General features: G+C 70.4%; 20 protein-coding genes and 1 pseudogene. 4 read left to right on the top strand and 17 right to left on the bottom strand.

All coding sequences use genetic code 11. The features are described 5' to 3' along the window. Positions 1 to 54: 54 nt before the first annotated feature. The 14 genes from P3T27_RS10230 to P3T27_RS10165 form a co-directional block, all read right to left on the bottom strand. Positions 55 to 1,188, bottom strand: a complete 1,134-nt coding sequence (locus tag P3T27_RS10230) for a site-specific integrase (RefSeq protein WP_280676697.1) — start codon at positions 1,186 to 1,188, stop codon at positions 55 to 57. Beyond that, positions 1,188 to 1,376 (bottom strand): helix-turn-helix domain-containing protein, encoded by a 189-nt coding sequence (locus P3T27_RS10225; protein WP_280676695.1) that lies wholly within the window; start codon positions 1,374 to 1,376, stop codon positions 1,188 to 1,190. The genes P3T27_RS10230 and P3T27_RS10225 overlap by 1 nt, the downstream gene beginning before the upstream one ends. Positions 1,377 to 1,827: 451 nt before the next feature. Further along, complete coding sequence (locus tag P3T27_RS10220) at positions 1,828 to 3,303, bottom strand: ATP-binding protein (protein WP_280676693.1); 1,476 nt, start codon at positions 3,301 to 3,303, stop codon at positions 1,828 to 1,830. A gap of 2 nt (positions 3,304 to 3,305) precedes the next feature. Continuing rightward, on the bottom strand, positions 3,306 to 4,160 hold the full coding sequence (locus P3T27_RS10215) for a bifunctional DNA primase/polymerase (protein ID WP_280676691.1): 855 nt from the start codon (positions 4,158 to 4,160) through the stop codon (positions 3,306 to 3,308). A gap of 82 nt (positions 4,161 to 4,242) precedes the next feature. Next, entirely contained in the window at positions 4,243 to 4,437 is a 195-nt protein-coding gene (locus P3T27_RS10210; RefSeq protein WP_280676689.1) for a hypothetical protein, read from the bottom strand. Between the two features lie 14 nt (positions 4,438 to 4,451). Beyond that, the gene (locus P3T27_RS10205) at positions 4,452 to 4,730 is read right to left on the bottom strand and encodes a hypothetical protein (RefSeq protein WP_280676687.1); all 279 of its coding nucleotides are present in this window, start codon (positions 4,728 to 4,730) and stop codon (positions 4,452 to 4,454) included. Next, positions 4,727 to 4,933 (bottom strand): hypothetical protein, encoded by a 207-nt coding sequence (locus P3T27_RS10200; protein ID WP_280676685.1) that lies wholly within the window; start codon positions 4,931 to 4,933, stop codon positions 4,727 to 4,729. Before P3T27_RS10200 ends, P3T27_RS10205 begins: the two co-directional genes overlap by 4 nt. Positions 4,934 to 5,084: 151 nt before the next feature. Then, entirely contained in the window at positions 5,085 to 7,136 is a 2,052-nt protein-coding gene (gene traB, locus P3T27_RS10195) for a plasmid transfer protein TraB (RefSeq protein ID WP_280676683.1), read from the bottom strand. A gap of 13 nt (positions 7,137 to 7,149) precedes the next feature. Then, complete coding sequence (traA, locus tag P3T27_RS10190; protein ID WP_280676681.1) at positions 7,150 to 7,629, bottom strand: plasmid transfer protein TraA; 480 nt, start codon at positions 7,627 to 7,629, stop codon at positions 7,150 to 7,152. Positions 7,630 to 7,718: 89 nt separating this feature from the next. After that, entirely contained in the window at positions 7,719 to 8,504 is a 786-nt protein-coding gene (locus P3T27_RS10185; RefSeq protein WP_280676678.1) for an NUDIX domain-containing protein, read from the bottom strand. Between the two features lie 17 nt (positions 8,505 to 8,521). Beyond that, positions 8,522 to 8,911, bottom strand: a complete 390-nt coding sequence (locus tag P3T27_RS10180) for an RRQRL motif-containing zinc-binding protein (protein WP_280676676.1) — start codon at positions 8,909 to 8,911, stop codon at positions 8,522 to 8,524. 4 nt (positions 8,912 to 8,915) lie between these two features. After that, the gene (locus P3T27_RS10175; protein WP_280676674.1) at positions 8,916 to 9,278 is read right to left on the bottom strand and encodes a hypothetical protein; all 363 of its coding nucleotides are present in this window, start codon (positions 9,276 to 9,278) and stop codon (positions 8,916 to 8,918) included. Next, complete coding sequence (locus P3T27_RS10170) at positions 9,275 to 10,777, bottom strand: DUF2637 domain-containing protein (RefSeq protein WP_280676672.1); 1,503 nt, start codon at positions 10,775 to 10,777, stop codon at positions 9,275 to 9,277. The genes P3T27_RS10175 and P3T27_RS10170 overlap by 4 nt, the downstream gene beginning before the upstream one ends. A gap of 101 nt (positions 10,778 to 10,878) precedes the next feature. After that, positions 10,879 to 11,166 (bottom strand): hypothetical protein, encoded by a 288-nt coding sequence (locus tag P3T27_RS10165; RefSeq protein WP_280676670.1) that lies wholly within the window; start codon positions 11,164 to 11,166, stop codon positions 10,879 to 10,881. A 599-nt stretch (positions 11,167 to 11,765) separates the two neighbouring features. Between P3T27_RS10165 and P3T27_RS10160 the strand changes: the two genes are divergently transcribed. Both P3T27_RS10160 and P3T27_RS10155 read left to right on the top strand, forming a co-directional pair. Next, positions 11,766 to 12,536 carry a helix-turn-helix transcriptional regulator gene (locus tag P3T27_RS10160; RefSeq protein WP_280676668.1) on the top strand — a complete coding sequence of 257 codons (771 nt, stop codon included), beginning with the start codon at positions 11,766 to 11,768 and terminating at the stop codon, positions 12,534 to 12,536. After that, positions 12,533 to 13,006 carry an NUDIX domain-containing protein gene (locus P3T27_RS10155; protein ID WP_280676666.1) on the top strand — a complete coding sequence of 158 codons (474 nt, stop codon included), beginning with the start codon at positions 12,533 to 12,535 and terminating at the stop codon, positions 13,004 to 13,006. Before P3T27_RS10160 ends, P3T27_RS10155 begins: the two co-directional genes overlap by 4 nt. Here the strand turns inward: P3T27_RS10155 and P3T27_RS10150 are convergent. Then, positions 13,003 to 13,548, bottom strand: a complete 546-nt coding sequence (locus P3T27_RS10150) for an HD domain-containing protein (protein WP_280676664.1) — start codon at positions 13,546 to 13,548, stop codon at positions 13,003 to 13,005. The genes P3T27_RS10155 and P3T27_RS10150 overlap by 4 nt on opposite strands. 12 nt (positions 13,549 to 13,560) lie before the next feature. Then, positions 13,561 to 13,995: a GntR family transcriptional regulator gene (locus tag P3T27_RS10145; protein WP_280676661.1), complete on the bottom strand. Its 435-nt coding sequence runs from the start codon at positions 13,993 to 13,995 to the stop codon at positions 13,561 to 13,563. 95 nt (positions 13,996 to 14,090) lie between these two features. Here P3T27_RS10145 and P3T27_RS10140 point away from each other — a divergent pair, with 95 nt between their 5' ends. Both P3T27_RS10140 and P3T27_RS10135 read left to right on the top strand, forming a co-directional pair. Beyond that, entirely contained in the window at positions 14,091 to 15,185 is a 1,095-nt protein-coding gene (locus tag P3T27_RS10140; protein ID WP_280676659.1) for a DNA cytosine methyltransferase, read from the top strand. Positions 15,186 to 15,343: 158 nt separating this feature from the next. Then, positions 15,344 to 16,264 carry an HNH endonuclease gene (locus tag P3T27_RS10135; RefSeq protein ID WP_280676657.1) on the top strand — a complete coding sequence of 307 codons (921 nt, stop codon included), beginning with the start codon at positions 15,344 to 15,346 and terminating at the stop codon, positions 16,262 to 16,264. 319 nt (positions 16,265 to 16,583) lie between these two features. Here the strand turns inward: P3T27_RS10135 and P3T27_RS10130 are convergent. Further along, positions 16,584 to 17,114 (bottom strand): annotated as a pseudogene (locus P3T27_RS10130) (site-specific integrase); the annotation flags it as partial. Positions 17,115 to 17,210: the final 96 nt, after the last annotated feature.

Here is a 17,210-nt window from a genome sequence, read left to right as displayed (position 1 = left end):
CCAAAATGCCCCGGACCGATCATGGTCCGGGGCATTTGACATCTCAGCCTGACATCAGTGGCGCCGCTTGAGCAGCCGGTCCATGTTGCCGAGGGCCTCCCGCTGGGTGTCCTGGGTGACGTGGGTGTAGACGTTCATCGTCAGCCCGATCTGGCTGTGGCCGAGGATCTCCATCACCACCCGCGGCGGCACCCCGCACGCGACGAGCAGCGTCGCGCACCCGTGCCGAGCGTCGTGCAGCCGGATCACGGGGACGTCGGCGGCCTTGGACACCCGGACGAACGAGCGGTAGAGGTTGGTCGGCTCGATCGGCCGGCCGGTTCGGGTGGTGAAGACGTACCCGGTCTCTTCCCACTTCGCCCCGGCCGCGCGCCGGGCCTCGTCCTGTCGCATCCGGTGCCAGCGCAGGGCTGCCACGCAGATCCGGGGGAGTGGCACGGGGCGGCGCTTGCTGTTCTTGGTGGTGTCCTCGTACAGCTCACCGCCGACCCGCTGGAGCTGTCGGCCCACCCATACGACCCGGCTCTCCAGGTCCAGCCACGACCAGCGCAGACCGACGATCTCCCCACGCCGCATGCCGAGCGCGATGGCCAGCACGAACGCGGCGTAGAGCGGATCGGTGCGGGCGGCCGAGAGAAAGGCGAGCGTCTGGCCGAGCGTCCACGGCGTGATCTCACGGCTCGTCACCCGGGGCGGCGGGACGAGCATCGCGACGTTCCGCACGATCAGCTCGTCCCGGCACGCGGCGCTCAGAGCCGAGCGGAGCACTCGGTGCGACTCCTTCGCGGTGGCGGCGCTGGACTGCTTGGTGACCTTCGCCAGGAACGTCCGTACGTCGCGCGGGCTCAGCGACTCCAGCCCCTTCGAGCCGAGCAGCGGGATGAGGTAGAGGCGCACGTGCGTCTCGTACTTGGCCTGTGTGGTCTTCTTCCGCTGGGGCTTGATGAAGTGCTCCAGCCAGTACGGCAGCCACTCGGAGAGCTTCGCCGACCGGGTCGGGGTGGCAATGCCCTGCTTGGCGCGTTCCACCAACTCCTTGCGCTTGCCGTCGCACTCGTCCCAGGTCTTGCCATAGACGAACTTGCGGGCCCACGTGCCGTCGGGCTGCGGGACGTAGACGGCAGCCTGGTACCGGCCGTCCTTGCGCTTGGTCACGGTGCCGGCGCCGTTCGGGTTTCGCTTGGTCATTAGGCGTTCTCTTCCTTCTTGGTGCGCAGGTAGTCGTGCAGGGCGGTGACGGGGATGCGGCGGAGACGGCCTTCCGTGAAGCTTTCGAGCTTCTTGGCGCGGATGAGGTCATAGACCTTGCTGCGGCTCATGCGCAGGGCCGTCATGACTTCGGGGACTTCCAGAACGAGGGGCGGGATCGTGGTCACGTGTGCTCCCTGGGCGATGGCGGGCTTCTCGCGGTGGGCGTGTGTCCTAGGTGCGGATTTCTGCGTCACTGCGTCATCAGCGTCATTCAGGTCTCTGACCTGGGGTTTTGGGTGACGCGGCGGCCGGGGGCTGCGTCATCGCTGCGTCGCGGGTTGCGTCATCGCATGACGCAGGTGACGCAGGTGACGCAGGATGACGCAGCGGCCGCCGTCTGCGTCACGGGTGTCGGCGCAGGTCAGGGGCCGTTTTTCAGGCCGTGTGACGCAGGTGACGCAGCGTCTTCCCTCTTAGGACAAAAGAGGGGGTGTCTGTTGGTGGTTGGCGCGCCTCACAGCGTGAAGAAGGAGCCGCTGCGCGGCGCGACCTTTGGCGGCTTCGCCGAACAGCAAGAGGAGCACCCTCGTCGGCCCGGGTGCTCTTCTTGCTTGTCCGTGCGGGCGTGGACGCGGGTCAGAGCAGTTGTTGCTGTTCGTGCGGGGGTGCGGTGGCCGGGCGGGCCATTTCGAGGTAGCGGCCCTCTCTCGTCCGGCCGGTGTCGATGAGGACCCGGCGGGCCGCGAGCGTCGGCTGGAGGCGCTTGAGCCGGTCGGAGAGGACTTTGCCGGTGGTCGGCCAGCCCTTGGGCAGGGAGCGCAGGTCGTCGCCGCTGTAGAGGCGGCTGAGGCAGTGCAGCCACTCGGTGGAGGTCATGCGCTGCGCCCCGCCGGGCTCGATGGTGTCGGCGTGCTTGAGGACGGTCTGCGCGAGGAGGTCGCCCTCGATCACGTCGTCGTTCAGGTCGTCCAGGCTGGCCCGGTAGGCGGTGAGCGCCCCGAGGCCGGTCGCCGCGTCGAGCTGCGCGCACAGGTGGGCGAAGTCGGCCATCCGCAGGTCAGTGGGGGTCTCCGCCTCGGCCGTGCGGACCTTGACCGTGAGGTCGAGCAGGGACCCGAGGACGACGGGCAGAACGTCCGCGTACTCGGCCCACAGCTCCGCCTCGGTGCGCCGCACGCGGGGCCGCTCCAGACGCAGCGGCAGGAGTCGTTCCGCGAGGTCGGGCCGGATGACGCCGACGTCGATGCCGGTCAGGAGCAGGGGTCGGCGGTAGCTGGCGCGGTGCACGTCCCCGTCGGTGAACAGGGCCCTTTTGACGGACTCGGCTCCGGTCACGATGCAGCACATGGCGTCGGACAGGTCCGGGGTCATGTGGGAGAGGTTGTCCAGGGCGGTGACCCATCCGGCCGCCACCGCCGCGATCAGGTTCTCCTCGTCCTTCGGCGCCCGGCGCAGGTCGCCGCTCATGCCCTCGATGATCCGCACGAGCATCCGGCCGCCGGTGGACTTGCCCGCGCCCTGCGGGCCGGTCAGGAACGGGGCGGGGACGGGCACGGACGGCCCGAGGCAGCCGATGAGCCAGGCGAGGGCCAGGCACTCGGTCGCCGCGTCGGTGAAGTTGCACAGCCTGAGCAGGAGGTCGATGCCCTTGCCATCGGTGTCCTTGGCCGGAAGCGGCAGTTCACCGGTGAGCTGGGTGCGCCGCCAGCAGACCTCACGCGGGTCGGGGACGGCGATGTCCCAGCCGGCAGGGTGGATGCGCACGGACTGCCCGTCGGCGCGGCCCAGGTCGAGCCAGGTGGCCCCGTCAAAGCCCGGGGCGACGCGGATGTGGACGGGCTGCACCTCCTCGGACAGGGCCAGCGCCTCGATCAGGTCCAACGCCTCCTTGAGCGCGCTGCCGTTGAACACACCGACCCCGTCCCGGTACAGGCCGACCATGAGTTCCTGGCGGTGGCTGCCCGTCGTGCCCTGGGAGCGGATCGGACGGGCCACCGGGTGGCCGGTCTTCTGCGCGTACACGGTCCCGTCGGCGGTACGGAAGTACCGGAAGTGCGCCTGCGCGTAGTCGGCGATGATCTCGCGCGCCGGGGTCTTCTCGTCCTCGGCCACGGCTACAGCCCCAGCCTGGTCAGGGCGTTGGTCCACGCGTCGGTGCAGTGCCGGGGCGATTCGCCCTTGGCCTGCGCGGCGGTGAACAGCCTGGCGGTGTGCGCCTCGGTCAGGCAGCCGCACCGGCCGTGTGTCGAGAGCACCGCGAGGAACGTCCCGAACACGGTGGCGTGCACCGCGCTGCACGCCTCGGCGATGCGCTGCTCCGCCATGGCGATGCCACGTTCCAGGAAGGCCGGGCTGCGGTGAGGGCACTTCCCGCCCCCGGCCGGCGCGGGCACCGTGACGGCCGTCGGCCGGACAGCCGCGGGCGCCTTCATGACCAGGTCGCGGACGACGTCCGGCAGGGCCGCGATGGTGCCGGTGCCGGGGCCGAGCCACCGGGCGTAGGACATGGCGGACTTGATGTCCACGCCGGGTCGGACGTTGTTGGCGGAGGTCATGGTGCCCTGGTAGAGCCAGTGCTCGCCCCTGGTGGTGGGCACGGTGCGGGTGGCGGGCAGGTGGTCGTGAGCCCACGCGATGGCTTCCGCGTTGTCGAGGTCCACGACGGTCAGGCCGGCGCCGCCGGGGTGGTAGGCCACCGCGGCCGCCTCGCGCCACGCCCCCGTCCAGTCCGGTGCGTTGATGATCCGGGGGTCGGTGGTGGCGGCGGCCCAGCCGTGGCAAGGGGCCTGGCAGACACAGGGGCCCGGGGTCTTCATGTTCGGCCGGCCGCCGCACGCGTTGCCGGCGCAGCGCCGGCAGTTGCCGAACGTCTTCTTCCCGGCTCGCAGCGGCAGCACGGGTACGCCGTCGGCCGCCAGGGCGAGCGCGGTGGGCAGGTGCTCTCCCCGAAAGTCGGTCGGTTGGGTCATGCTGGGGTCTCCTCGTCTCGTTGGGCGGGGGACCGGAGCGGCCGGGTTCCTTGGCCGGGATGGCTGGCCGCTCCGGGCGAAGTCAGTTCTGGTCGGGGCCGCAGGCGCAGTTCTCGGGGTCGGCGCCCTGCCCGATCTGGCAGGCGCAGTAGATGAATCCGAACGGCACACGGGTGGGCTCGCCGCCGGGGCAGTTGTCGCACTCGCCCGGGGCCCAGTCCCCGATGCCCTCGTCGGTGTCGAACTCGTTCAGGTCGTCGTCGTACTCGTCGTACATGGGGTGACCTCCGGTCAGGCGGCGCGGCGGGCGCTGGGGAGCTGGTGGACGGTGGCGAGCCGGGCTGCGGCCTCGACGGCCGGGGCTGGGGCGCCTTCGCCGCCGTCGGGCGGGGCCGTCTCGGTGGTGGCGGTGGTGCGGGCGGCGCGTTCGGCGGCGGAGGCGGCGAGGGCCTGGCGGACGGCGGCGCTGTCGGCGCGGGCGCCGCGCTGGGAGATGGCCACGGGGATGCTGAGGAGCGCGCCGGGGGCGATGAGGACGGCAGTGGTGATGAGGTCGCTGGTGGTGCTCATCGGGTTCCTCCGGTGGTGGCGTGGGCGAGGACGTCGAGCAGGTCGGTGCCGAGGGCAGCGAGTCGGTGTTCGATGGCCTGCCAGGAGTCGGGGTCGATGTGCATGAGGGCGGCGAGGGCGGTGGTGGGCTGGTGGTCGGCGGCGGCCTGGAGGGCCTCGCGCAGGTGGGTGGCGGCGAGCGGGCGGATGGTGTGCGGGGGCATGGCAGGGCCTCCCTTCCGGGTGCTGGGGGCGTGGCGACGCCGGGGTGTCAGGGGCGGGTGTCAGACGGTGTCAGGGGCCGCTGTCAGGGCCCCTGACACCCGCGTCTGCCTAGGGGAATGGGTGTCAGGGGGTGTCAGGCGTCAGGGGGTGTCAGACCAGCGCCGGGGACGGGACGATCCGGTAGCGGCCACCCTTCGCGGTGGGCACCAGGCGGCCGTCCTCGATGAGGCGGCGGAACTCCCCGCTCACCCACTGGCGGGTCCGGCCGAAGCGGGCGGCGTGCTCCATGACGTCCTTCGGGCCGATCACCATCGTCCCGCTCTGCTCGAACTCGGTGACGATGGTGTCCATGGCGGCGCGGGCCTCCTCGGGGGTGAGGTCCGGGGCGCTCGAATCGGTGCCGAACGTGATGTCGGCGAGCGTCTGCGGGACCGGGGGGAGTTCGGCCTGAGGGTCCAGACCCTCGTCCTCCGGGGCCACCCGCCGCTCGGTACCGGTGTCGTCGCCGCCGTCGCCGTCCGCGTACACGCTGTCCTCGTCCTCGTCGGTGGCGTCCTGGTTGTGGCGTTCGGTGTAGGCGTTGCCGACGGTGGCGGTGGCGGCCTTCGCGGTGACGGGGTCGACCTTGGCGCCGTTGCGCACCGCCCACGCGGCGAGCTGTTCCATGACGCGGGCGGCCCGGCCGGTGAAGCGGAAGGTGCGGCCGGGCGAGCTGTAGCGCTGCTCTTCGACGCCGGGGGTGACGAGGTAGCAGTAGCCGGGGCGACGGTTGCCCCAGGCGCCGGGGTGGGCGCCGGCATCGATGACTGGGCCGGGCAGGGCCATGCCCTCGTCCTTGGCGTCCAGGCCGAAGGCCAGCGCGGACGGCAGGGAGGCCCGGGTGCTGGTGGACAACTGGTCGTGGCTGGGGCGCTGGAGGCTGATGACCAGGGCGATACCGGCGGAGCGGGCTTCCTGGGCGGCGCCGGTGAACGCGCTGTCGCCCATGAAGCGCAGGGTGTTCGCGGCCTCCTCGAACCAGGCGACCAGGAAGGGCATGCCCTCGCAGCCGCAGGCACGGCCCTTCCGGCAGGAGTGCGCCGGGTCGCTCTGCTGCTCGGCGGCGGCGGGCACCCACTGGCGGTAGCCGTGGGCGCCGAGCCAGCGGGTGCGGGCGGGGATGGCGGCCTGCAGGGCGGTGACCATGGTCTCGGTCTCGGCTCCGCCCTCCACAGCCCAGTCCAGGCCGGGCCGCAGCGGGCCGAAGTCCTGGAAGGCCTTCGGGTCGGACAGCCACACGATGACGTCGCGGCGGCCCATGATCTCGGTGAGGATGTTGAGTGCGCCGTCGCCCTTGCCGGAGCCGGAGATGCCGCAGATCAGCAGGTGGGTGCTGTTGCGGCCGGCCTGCGGGTCGCCGGGCAGCCAGAGCATGAGCGGGGAGCCGTCGTCGTAGCGGCCGATGACCAGCGGCTCGGCAATTGACCCGCCCACGTTGGTCGGCATCTCCCACTCGACCACCTCGGCGAGCATGTCCCGGGGCACCACGACCAGCTCACCGCGCCGGGCGGAGTCGGGATCGGGCATGTACCGCACGGCGGTCTTCGCCACGTCGAGGCCGGAGGCGAGGTTCGGCAGCGCCTTCGCCACGTCATCGTTGGTCAACTCTCCGGCCGGGAGGGTCAGTTCGGCGGTGACCCGGTTCGGCTCCACCTCGGCGCGCCGGATCTTGGCTCCGGCGAGCTTGACCTTCTCCAGCAGCGACGCGTCCGCGTTGTCTCCGGCGGCCTGGACGGCGTCGGGGTTCCGGCGCAGTATCTGGCGCACGTTCCAGGACAGGGCGAGGATGCTGCCGCCGAGCCAGAACGTGCCGAAGGTGAATCCGTTCCAGCCGGCCAACGCGGTCGTGGTGAACCAGCCGGACGCGGCGGCGACGGTCACGGCCGAGTGCAGGCGGCGCTGCGGCGAGGTGGTCTTGCCCGCCCACGCGGTCGCGGCGGTGAGCCCGACCGAGCCGAGGGTCAGGCCGACCGCGTACCCGGGGGAGTCGTGGGCGGGCACCCACGCCATGCTCCCGGCGACACCGGTCGCGCCGGCCAGGATCCACGGCGGGGTGTAGGGCTTGGCACGGTGGGCGATCCACGCGGCGATGCCCTTGCCGGTGCTGGCGCCTTCCAGGTTCTCCCGGTGCTGGACCTCCGGGTCGGTGTCCTTCTTCGGCACGGTGGTGCTCCTCTCAGAACTGGAACGGACGGTGCTGCTGCTGGGCCGGGCGGGGGGCCATGACGTCGGCGTACTCGCGCTCGAAGGCGGCGTACGCGGCGGCGGCGTCCTTCGCGACGTCGGTCAGGGCGTCGGCGGCCTTGGACAACTTCTGGGCCACGGTGCGGGCCCGAAGCTTCCGCTGGAACAGGTGGTCGCCCGGCGCGCCCGGGGCCTGCTCCAGCGCGGCCTTGAGGATCTCGGCGGCCACCTCCACCTCGATCGCGGAGTAGGCGCCGAACGCCCGCAAGGCCTCGCAGTAGGAGCGGACGTCGGCGGTGGAGTAGAACGCGGGCTCCGGCAGGGCCAAGGGGGAGGTGCGGTTCACGCCGCTGCCGGGGTTCGCGGCGGCGCCCATCTGCGGGGCGCCGATCCCGCCGGCGCCGCCGGCGGTGGTGTTCTTGTTGACGTTGGTGCTGCTCGCGCCGTTGCCCGGCGTGGCGTTCACGGTCATCGCAGGCCTCCTGGTGGGCCGGGGCTGTCCCGACTCCCCGCCCCCGCCCGACCACGAAGGGCCGGGCGGGGACAGGCAATCGGCCAGCGTCAGGCCGAGGCGATCAGCGCGGCGAGGGTCTCGGCGGCGTGGTGCCACGCCTGGTCGAGGTGGGCGAGCGCCCGCGCCAGCAGCGGCCGGTGCGCCGGGTAGAGGGTGCGACCGGCGGCGACCACGGCGGTGTCCAGGGCGGCCAGGGACCCGGCCGGGTACCAGGTCGCATCCAGGGCGTCATCGGCGGCGATCGCGGCGACGGTAGCGGGCAGGACGTACAGGGCGCTGGTGGAGGCCACCCACGCGTGGTCGCTGGCCCGCCAGTCGTCCACCAGGTCCCGGCCCAGGATGACCGGCTGGTGGTCCCTCAGGTCCACCCCTGTCTCCTCCAGCAGCTCACGCCGCAGCGCGTCCGGGACGGGCTCGCCGTCGTCCACCATCCCGCCAGGGATCGCCTCCACCCCGATGTCGTCCCGGGTGATCAGCAGGATCCGCCGGTCCGAGCCGATGCCCGCGATCACGATGGGGTCGACCGCCGCGTTCTCGCCCCAGCGGCCCAGGTTCCGACCCGTGCGGCCGGTCCGGCCCGCCGGGTGCAGCGGCCAGCCGCGGTCGTCGCGCTGGAACTGGACGAGCGCGTGCCGCTGCCGCCGGGCCCAGTCGGTCACGGCGTCCGGGGTGGCCGCCCCCTCGGCCCAGTCGGGCACGTGGTGGGCCAGCGCCGACGGCCGCAGCTCAGGCGGCGTGACGTCCGCTGGCATGTACTGCGGCCAACTCACCGACCAGGAGCGTCGCCCGGCGGGGATGGTCTCGGTGATCTCGCTCTGGCGGTACTTGGGCACTGGGTTCTCCTTCGGGCTCACGCGGCGGCCGGCATGGTGTCGGCGCAGGTCAGGCACGAGTCGAGGTGCGCGGGGAGCACGTAGCCGGCGTCCTGGCCGCAGGTGGGGCAGGTGGGGCAGGTGCGGCGGGCCCGGTTGGCGTTGGCGAGGGCGGCGGCCTTCGCGGGGGTCATCGGGCGGACGGGCTTGGCCCGGTCGAGCCGGTAGAGGTAGGCGACCCGGACGCCGGTCTGGCTGCGGCGGGAGCGCCACATGATCTGCGCGGCGACGTCCTGGCCGCCGGGACGAAGTCCCCGTTCGCGCAGTTGGTGGCGGGTGAAGAGGCCACGCGGCGCCATGCGCCACGGGTAGGTGGGGGTGCCGCCGTGGCGGTCGCCGGTGGGGTCCCAGTGGCGGGGTCGTCCCATGGCGCTACTCGCTGGTGCCGTCGGCGGCGGGCAGGGTGTAGAAGCCGACGACCTCGACCGGGACGCCGTGGCGGGTGCCGTAGGCGGACAGCCATCGGCTGGTGTTGCACTCGCCGTGGTCGGTGGTGGCGGGGTCCAGGTCCAGGGCCTCGCGCCACTGCTCGAACGTGGTGAGGCCGCGGTGCAGCGACAGCTTCACGCCCCACGCACCCCACGGGATGTCGGTAGCGGGCTCGAAGAACTGCTGCAGCTGGACCGTCGGCGCGGGCAGGTCGCTGTGGGCGGTGAGGATGGCCATCAGGGCGCCGGCCGCGTTGACCTGGGCGGCGGCCATCTCAGCGGCGGTGGTGGCGGTGCTGGTGGTCACGACAGTGTCCTTCCGGGGTTGTAGCCGGAGGCGAGCAGTTCGGCGGCCTCGGCACGGCGCCCGGAGGCGGTGGCGAGGGAGACGCCGAGCGTCTCGGCGATGGTCTGGAGGTCGACGGCGTCCGGGTTGCCGGCGCCGTCGGCGAGGATCATCCGGGCGACCTTGCGGGTGGCCCGGGCGGAGGGCGTCAGCTTCGCCTCGTCCTCCATTTCGACCGCGCGCAGCTCGACTTCAGCCGCGCGCTGGCGGGCTTCAGCGGCACGCAGCCGGGCCGCGAGGGTGGCCTCTTCGGTGTCGGCCTGGGACTGCTTGGCGGTGGCCGCGTCGCGGTCGGCTTCGGCCTTGCGCTTCAGCGCTTCAGCGGCGGCCTCCTCGGTTTCAGCGGCGGCCTTGGCCGTTTCAGCCGCGCTCAGGCGGGCGGCCTGAACGGCTTCCTCGTCCTCGGCCCGGGCCCGCTCGACGGTCGCCGCATCGCGGTCCGTTTCAGCGGCGCGACGCCGCGTTTCAGCGGCAGTGTGCTCGGTTTCAGCGGCCGTGCGGTCGGTTTCAGCGGCGCGCAGACGGGCGTCGGCGGCTTCCTGCTCGGCCGCGGCGGCGGCCAGTTCCTCCTCGGCCTGGTCGAGCCGTTCGGCGGCCTCGGCCTCCCGGCCGGCGGCCACGGTTCGGGCGTGGGCGTGGGCCTTGGCGGTGGCGGTCTCGGCGCCGACCTCGTACCCGGCGGCCTCCACCCGGCCTGCGGTGCGGAGCTTGGAGATCTTCAGCTCGGCGGTGCGGGCCTCGGCGCGGGTGGCGGCCTCGGCCTCGAATGCGGCCTTGCGTTCGGCCCGCAGCTGGGCGCGCTCCTCGGCCTCCGCCGGGAGGGCCAGGGCCTCGTCCACGCTCAGTCCGAACGGGGCCATGGTGAGCGGAAGGCGCTGGTCGGCGGGGGCCTTGCGCCAGTCGCCGCCGTTGTCGCGCTCCAGCATCACCCGGTAGACGAGGCGCTCGCGCTCCAGCTCGACCGTCCGGTCGTAGGAGGCGATGCCGTTCAGGCGCATCCGCCGGTACATCCGAAACGCGGGCAGGGGGGCGAGGAGCCAGCGGTGCAGCGGTACCCCGTCGCGCTGGTGTCCGGCTTCGATCCGGGTGATCCGGATGACCAGGCGCCGCCCGGCCTCCACGACCGCCACGAACATGATCGGGATCACTGCGTGCATCGCGGTGCCGGTCGGGTTCGCCATCAGCGGCCCGGCGGAGGCGGCGTTGAAGTAGATCGTGGCGACGGTGAAGGTGTGGGCCAGCAGCCGCAGCCACGGCGCCGGGGCGCCCTTGCGGATCAGGTGCAGATCCATGGCGAGAAGGGCCACGATCCCGGCGTCCACACCGATCGGGAACGCGTAGCTGAAGTTCCCGAAGCCGTGCCTGAAACCGAGCTGCTGCAGCGCGGTGTAGGAGCCGCTGAAGCCGATCCCGGCGAGGACCGCACCGCCGATCGCGGCGAGGATTGCCACGCCCAGCATGAGCTTGTCCGAAGCCTCGGCCCGCGTGCTTGAAGCGGCGGGCCGGGTGGTCGAAGCGGCGGCGGCCGGGGGTGAAACGCCCGTCGGCGCGGCCATGGTGGTCACGCGGCCACCCGCTCGACGCTGGCGGTGCGGCGGATCACGGCCGGGCGCCGCAGCGGGACCGGCGCCACGCTCAGCAGGCGCTCGGCGTAGGCGGCCAGCTCCGGGTCCTCCCGGCGTAGATCCGCCAGGACGTCGTGCGCGGCGTCCATCCGGGCCTCGCGCTCGGTCTCGCTCTCACCGGGCATCCCGGTGAACAGCCGGGTGAACTCCGAGTCCACGCCGAGCGCCAGCTCGGCGAACTCGTCCTCGTTCAGGGCCGTCTGACCTGCAACAATCGACCTCACGGGTCTACCTCTTCTCTCGATGGGGGTGTAGGCCCCAGGGGCTGCCGTGCTCCGGCCAAGGAAGGCGCGGCGGCCCCGACTCATGCGGGCCCAGACCACTCGTCACGTCACGAGCAGCCATGACCCCCGACCCGCCACAGGTGGCACGGATCGGGGACCAAAGACACTCGTTGTTGAGCTGTTGCGTCTTTCGGGAGCGTGCTCCCGCTTTAGGCAGACGCGGATCTTTCGATCACTGCCCTCCGGACTGAAAAGGCGCCGGGAACCATGGCCCCGTAAGGCCGCTTCGCCCTGGGTACGGCGGTAGCCGTCCATTGATAGGCGCGTTCATACAGCTCAGAGCAGGCCAAAGAAGGCCGTCAGTTCGTCCGCCTCGCGATGCGAGACATGTTGAACATGTCTCTTACGATGCCGAGAAACAGACGCTTCGTCAAGTCCTTCGGTTGGTGCGGCCGGAGAGTCCCGGCCGCGCATCAATAGATTCGGCTCTCCGGCCCTGTCGGAACACGGCGCGTCTGGACGGCTACGGTCCGACTTCGCTACGGTCGAAGTCGTCCCGGATCGTCCAAGCGCCGCACCATCGTCCAGGGGAGGGCGAGATGGCCAATGAGAGGCTGCGAGGGGCAATCCTTGCCAGCAATTTGACGATTGAGCAGATCGCAGAGCGGTTGGGAGTGAGCTCGCGAACCGTCGAGCGATGGGTGGAGGCCAAGGACGAGCGCCGGCCGTACCGGCGCTTCCAGTACGCGCTCGCCAACCTGTTGCAGCGAGACCTGTCGGACCTCTGGCCGGATGAGCAGACCAGCAGCGCGGCGGCGGAGGCCGGCCGGGCCGAGCTGGTGAAGTTGTACCCACACCGCGCGGTCGTGCCGAAAGAGCTGTGGACGTCCCTCTACGCGAGGTCCACGCGGCACTTCGACCTGGTGGTGTACGCCGGCTTCTGGCTGTCGGAGGACCCGCTGTTCTTCCGCCTCGTCCGAGAGAAGGCGCAGGCGGGCGTGCCGGTAAGGCTGATGCTGGGTGACCCCGACTGCGATGGAGTGGCCCAACGGGGCGAGGACGAGGGGATCGGCCCAGCGATGGCGGGCAAGATTCGCAACGCGCTCGCCAACTACGCGCCGCTGTTCGGCGTCCCTGGAGTCGAGTTCCGGCTCCACTCGACGACGCTCTACAACTCGCTCTACCGAGCCGATGACGACCTGCTCGTCAACGGACACGTCTACGGTGTCGGCGCCTACCTGGCGCCGGTGATGCACCTCTCCGAGGTGCCCGGAGGCGAGCTGTTCAGCACGTACGCGGCGAGCATCGAGCGGATCTGGGAAAGCTCCCGGATCATCACCTCGCCGAATCTTGAAAGTGAGGCCGCATGAGCCGCATTGACTACTTCCACGACCCGGCCGCCCCGCCGGCGAACTCCGTTGTGCCCTCCGTTACCGCCGTTGTGACGGACACCGAGGGACAGTTGCTGCTGATCCACAAGACAGACAACGACTTGTGGGCCCTCCCCGGTGGTGGGCACGACATCGGGGAGTCCGTGGCGGACACCGTGGTCCGGGAGGTTCGGGAGGAGACGGGGATCGACGTCGAGGTGGCCTCGGTCGTCGGGCTCTACACGGACCCTGGTCACGTCATGGCCTACGACGACGGGGAAGTCCGGCAGCAGTTCTCCATCTGCTTCCGGGCACGCCCCGTCGGTGGCGCTCTGCGGACGAGTTCGGAGTCGAAGGAGGTCCGCTGGGTGAACCCAGCGGACCTCGACGACCTGGACATTCACCCGTCCATGCGGCTGCGGATCACGCACGGCTTGGCGTCGGACCGAGCCGAGCCGTACATCGGCTAGGCCGACGTGCCGATCTGGAGCAGCCGGCCTTCGACGCGTCGCGCCGCCGCATCGATCTCCGGCTCGGCGCGGCGGATGAACCGGCCGACGACGCTGTCCGGTCCGTAGCGGCCCACGATCTCGCCGATCCGGTCGGGCGTCGTCGTCGGTGTGCCGTCCGGAGTGGTGGTCATGTCGCAGTAGATCAGTGCGTCCACCAAGTGGGGTTCCTCCAGCGGGAACTCCGCCTCCAACTCCTGGCGAAGGCCCCGTTCCTCGGCTTCGAGCAGGGCACAGGAGTGGTGAGCGACCAGTCGCACGACGCGCTCGTCGACGTTCTCCGCGCGGAGGAAGCGCGCGCCGTCGAGCGGGTGGAAGCCGGTGTCGACGATCCGCGGCGAGTAGCCGACGTCGTGCAGGACCGCTGCGGATTCCAGCAGCTCAGCATCCGGGCCGAGGATGCCGGCCAGGGTACGCGCCTTGCTGGCTACCCCCTGGGAGTGGTTCCAGCGGCGCGGCAGGTCGGTGGACAGCAGGGACTCGGCAAGGTCGTAGGCCCACATGGGCAGCTGCTCCTAGGTGTGATTGCCGGGCAGGGCGCGGATCGTTCGGCCCTTTCCGTGGCGCACTTCGAGGACGCCGGCGCCCTCCAACTGCGCGAGGGCGCGACGGACGGTACCTCTCGCTGCACCAGTGTGCTCGGTGAGTTCCTTCTCGGAGGGGAATTCGGCCCCGACGTCGAGCTTGCGGGCGAGGGCGGCGAGCTGGTCGAGTACCGGGATTTTGGGCTCGGCACGACCGACAACCCATCCAACGCCAGGCTGCGACCGGATCAGGCCCTCTGCCGCGAGGACGTCGAGAGCGCGCTTCACCGTGGTGCGGGCGACGCCATGCTCCTCCATGAGCTCCGCTTCGGAGGGAAGCGCCGTCACCGTGGAGTCTCCGCTGATCTTGGTCCGCAGCGCATCGGCGATCCGTAGGTAGGTACCGCGCGGGCTCCGCTCGGGCACTGGCCACTCCCTTCTCTAGGTGATACCTAGACAGGATGAACGATCCTTGGGGTCGCGGGACAGTTGCCCCTCAGCGAACATGCCAGGAGACCAGGTTGCAGCCCACCCAGATCATCGACCTATTCGGCGGCCCCGGTGGGCTTGATGTGGCAGCGGAACACCTCGGCATCCGCGCAGTGGGCATCGAATGGGATCGCGACACGTGCGCCACGCGCCGGTCTGCGGGCCTAGAGACGGTGGAGGGCGATGTACGTTCGTTCGGGCCATCAGACTTCCCTGATAGCGATGTCCTTGCAGCGGGACCCCCATGCCAGACCTTCACTGTTCAGGGGGCAGGTGCCGGGCGTAAGGCGCTCAACGACGTGCTCGACTTCGCTGAGCGCCTTGCCGGTAGGGACGACCGTGATGAGATCGAAACGGATATCAGAAAGCTCGTTGACGAGCGGACAATGCTCGTCCTAGAGCCCCTCCGTTGGGCGCTGGACGCCATCGACAAGGTAGATCGGCCGTATCAGGCAATTGTCCTTGAGCAGGTCCCGGCTGTCCTGCCCGTCTGGGAGGCCTACCGGACGGTCCTGCTCGGCGAGGGCTATCAGGTCGCCTGCGGCATCCTCAGGGCCGAAGAGTTCGGTGTTCCCCAGACTCGCAGTCGGGCCGTGCTAGTCGCCCGGTATGGGCAAAGTCCTGTGAATCTCCCACCGCCCACTCACCGGCCCTACAAGAACGGGGTCCCCCGGAATGCCGGCGATCCGGCCCTCCAGCCTTGGAAGACCATGGGTGAAGTGCTTGATCGTCCGTCGCCATTCGAGGTGATCTCCAACTACGGCACTGGCGGCGACCCGAGGAAGCGAGGTCGCCGGAGCTCCGAGGAGCCGTCTGCCACCGTTACCGGAAAGATCGCCAGAAACATGATCTACGGGCCTGGGGGCTATCCCCTCGACCGTTTCACTCTCTCAGAGGCAGGAATCCTGCAGACCTTCCCGGCTAACTATCCGTGGTCCGCACGGGGTCTGGGCCAGCAGGCCGGCAACGCCATTCCGCCTCGACTTGCCATGCATGTCCTCTCCGCGGCGTTCGGTTGGGCACCTCCGAGTGAAAGCGAACTGGAAAGCCTTCACGAGTGGCGGCCTTCGGAACGAACCTCCAGCAAAGCTCACGATGGCGTACCTGCCATGGAGGACGGCACGTGATCGCCAGCGCTGGACCCTGACGCACCAGTCGGCATGGCCGACTGCCGTGCGGCCTCAGCGTGTCGAGGATGTCTCGGCCGATGTCAGCGCGTCGGGCTACGTTGGGCTGCGGCACCGCCGCCCTCGGAGCGCGGCGTGACGCATCACTGGGAGGGCGCATGACAGCATGGCTGATGCTGGCGAAGGCCGGCAGCAAGCGGATCAGCGAGGGGTACGACGACAGCCCGGCTACTCACTACAGCTGGGACAGCTCTGTGCCGAACCACGCCGCCCCGAAGGTGGGCGACGTCATCGCCTTGTGGGACTCCGTCCAGCTGCTCGGCGTCTCCGTGATCGAGGACATCGCCATCGGGCAGCGGGAGAAAGTGGTCCCCTTCTGCCTCAAGTGCAAGAAGGCAGACGTAGCCGAGCGCAAGAAGAAGTTGCCGCGGTTCGTCTGCTGGAACCAGAAGTGCAAGCACGAGGACGACCAGGCCGGTTGGAAGCGCAAGCTGGTCACCACCTACCGCAGCCGCCACGAAGCCGGCTGGGTCCGAGCTAACAGCTCGCTGACGGCACCTGAGTTGCGAGCCCTGTGCGTGAAGGGCTCGTCACAGAACAGCCTGCGCGAACTGCGGTGGGACGACTTCCACACGGCAGTTGAGCAGGCCGGTACGCCAGTACCGCTGGGGATCGTCGACACCACTCTCAAGCTCATCGCCGGTGGCCACAGCGTCGCCACGATCCGAGTGCGCAAGGGCCAGGCTGCCTTCCGTACTCATCTCCTGGGTGTGTTTGGTGAAGTGTGCGCCTTCACGGGACCAGCGCCCAGCCAAGCGATCGAGGCGGCCCACCTGTACAGCTACGCCGCTGACGGAAAGCACCGGAAGGGCGGCGGCCTGCTCTTGCGCCGCGACCTTCATCGCCTCTTCGACCTCGGCATGATCGCGGTGAACCCAACGACCAAGTTGCTCCACCTGGCCGACTCTCTCAAGGGGTTCCCGGACTACGCCAAGCTCGATGGCGCCCCGCTCGCGGTGAGTGTGACGGCCGATCACGTCAAGTGGCTGGCTGCCCACTGGAAGATGCATCGCACCTAGACAGGGTGGACGATCGCGGGGGCAGGTTGCCAGCCTCGGCGGCAGCTTGCCCCAAACCTGCGGTGAGCTGGGCTGATCTCCCCTGAGTGCGACATCAGCGTCTGACATCAACGACAGCGGACACCGGCAACCCCACCGGGATTCGGGTGGATCGCGGCCGGGCTGCGATCACGGACGCGTGCAGCTACGGACGCCACCCGATCGAACTTACAAAGCAGATGTCGGCGGTTCGAAACCGTCCGCGCCCACCAGCACAAAAGGCCCGCAGCGATCATGCTGCGGGCCTTTTGACTGCACTGATTGACGGCAACCGCTGATGTCAGCCGGTCTTGCGGCGCCTCTTGAGGAGGCGGTCCATGTGCCCGAGGGCCTCGCGCCGCGTCTCCTCCGAGACGTGGGTGTACACGTTCATGGTCACGGCGATCTGGGAGTGCCCCAGGATCTCCATCACCACCCGCGGCGCGACGCCGGCCGCGAACAGGATCGTCGCGCAGCCGTGCCGCGTGTCGTGGAGGCGGATGCGCGGCAGACCGGCGTCAGCACCGATCCGCTCGAAGGACCGGCTGAGGTTTCGGGGCTCGATCGGCCGGCCGGTCCGCGTGGTGAACACGTACCCGGTGTCCTCCCACTCCCGCCCAGCCTCCTCCCGCTGCTTCGTCTGCTGGAACCGCCGCCACCGCAGCGGAGCGATGCACATCGCCGGCAGCGGGATCGCCCGCGTCCGGCGGTTCTTCGTGCTGTCGGCGTACAGCTCCTTCTGCACCCGCTGAAGCTGGGTTCGAACGGTCAGCTTGCGGCCGTCCAGGTCGATGTCGCTCCAGCGCAGGCCCAGGATCTCGCCGCGCCGGAGCCGGGACTATCACGATCTAGGTGTACGGCACCCGGTTGGCCTAGCTGTTGATCTTCCTGGTGGGCGTAGGCCGGATGGTCTACGCCCGTCCGGCTG

The sequence above is a fragment of the Kitasatospora sp. MAA19 genome (assembly GCF_029894125.1).
GTDB lineage: Bacteria > Actinomycetota > Actinomycetes > Streptomycetales > Streptomycetaceae > Kitasatospora.
This window is presented reverse-complemented; position numbering and strand designations above follow the sequence as displayed.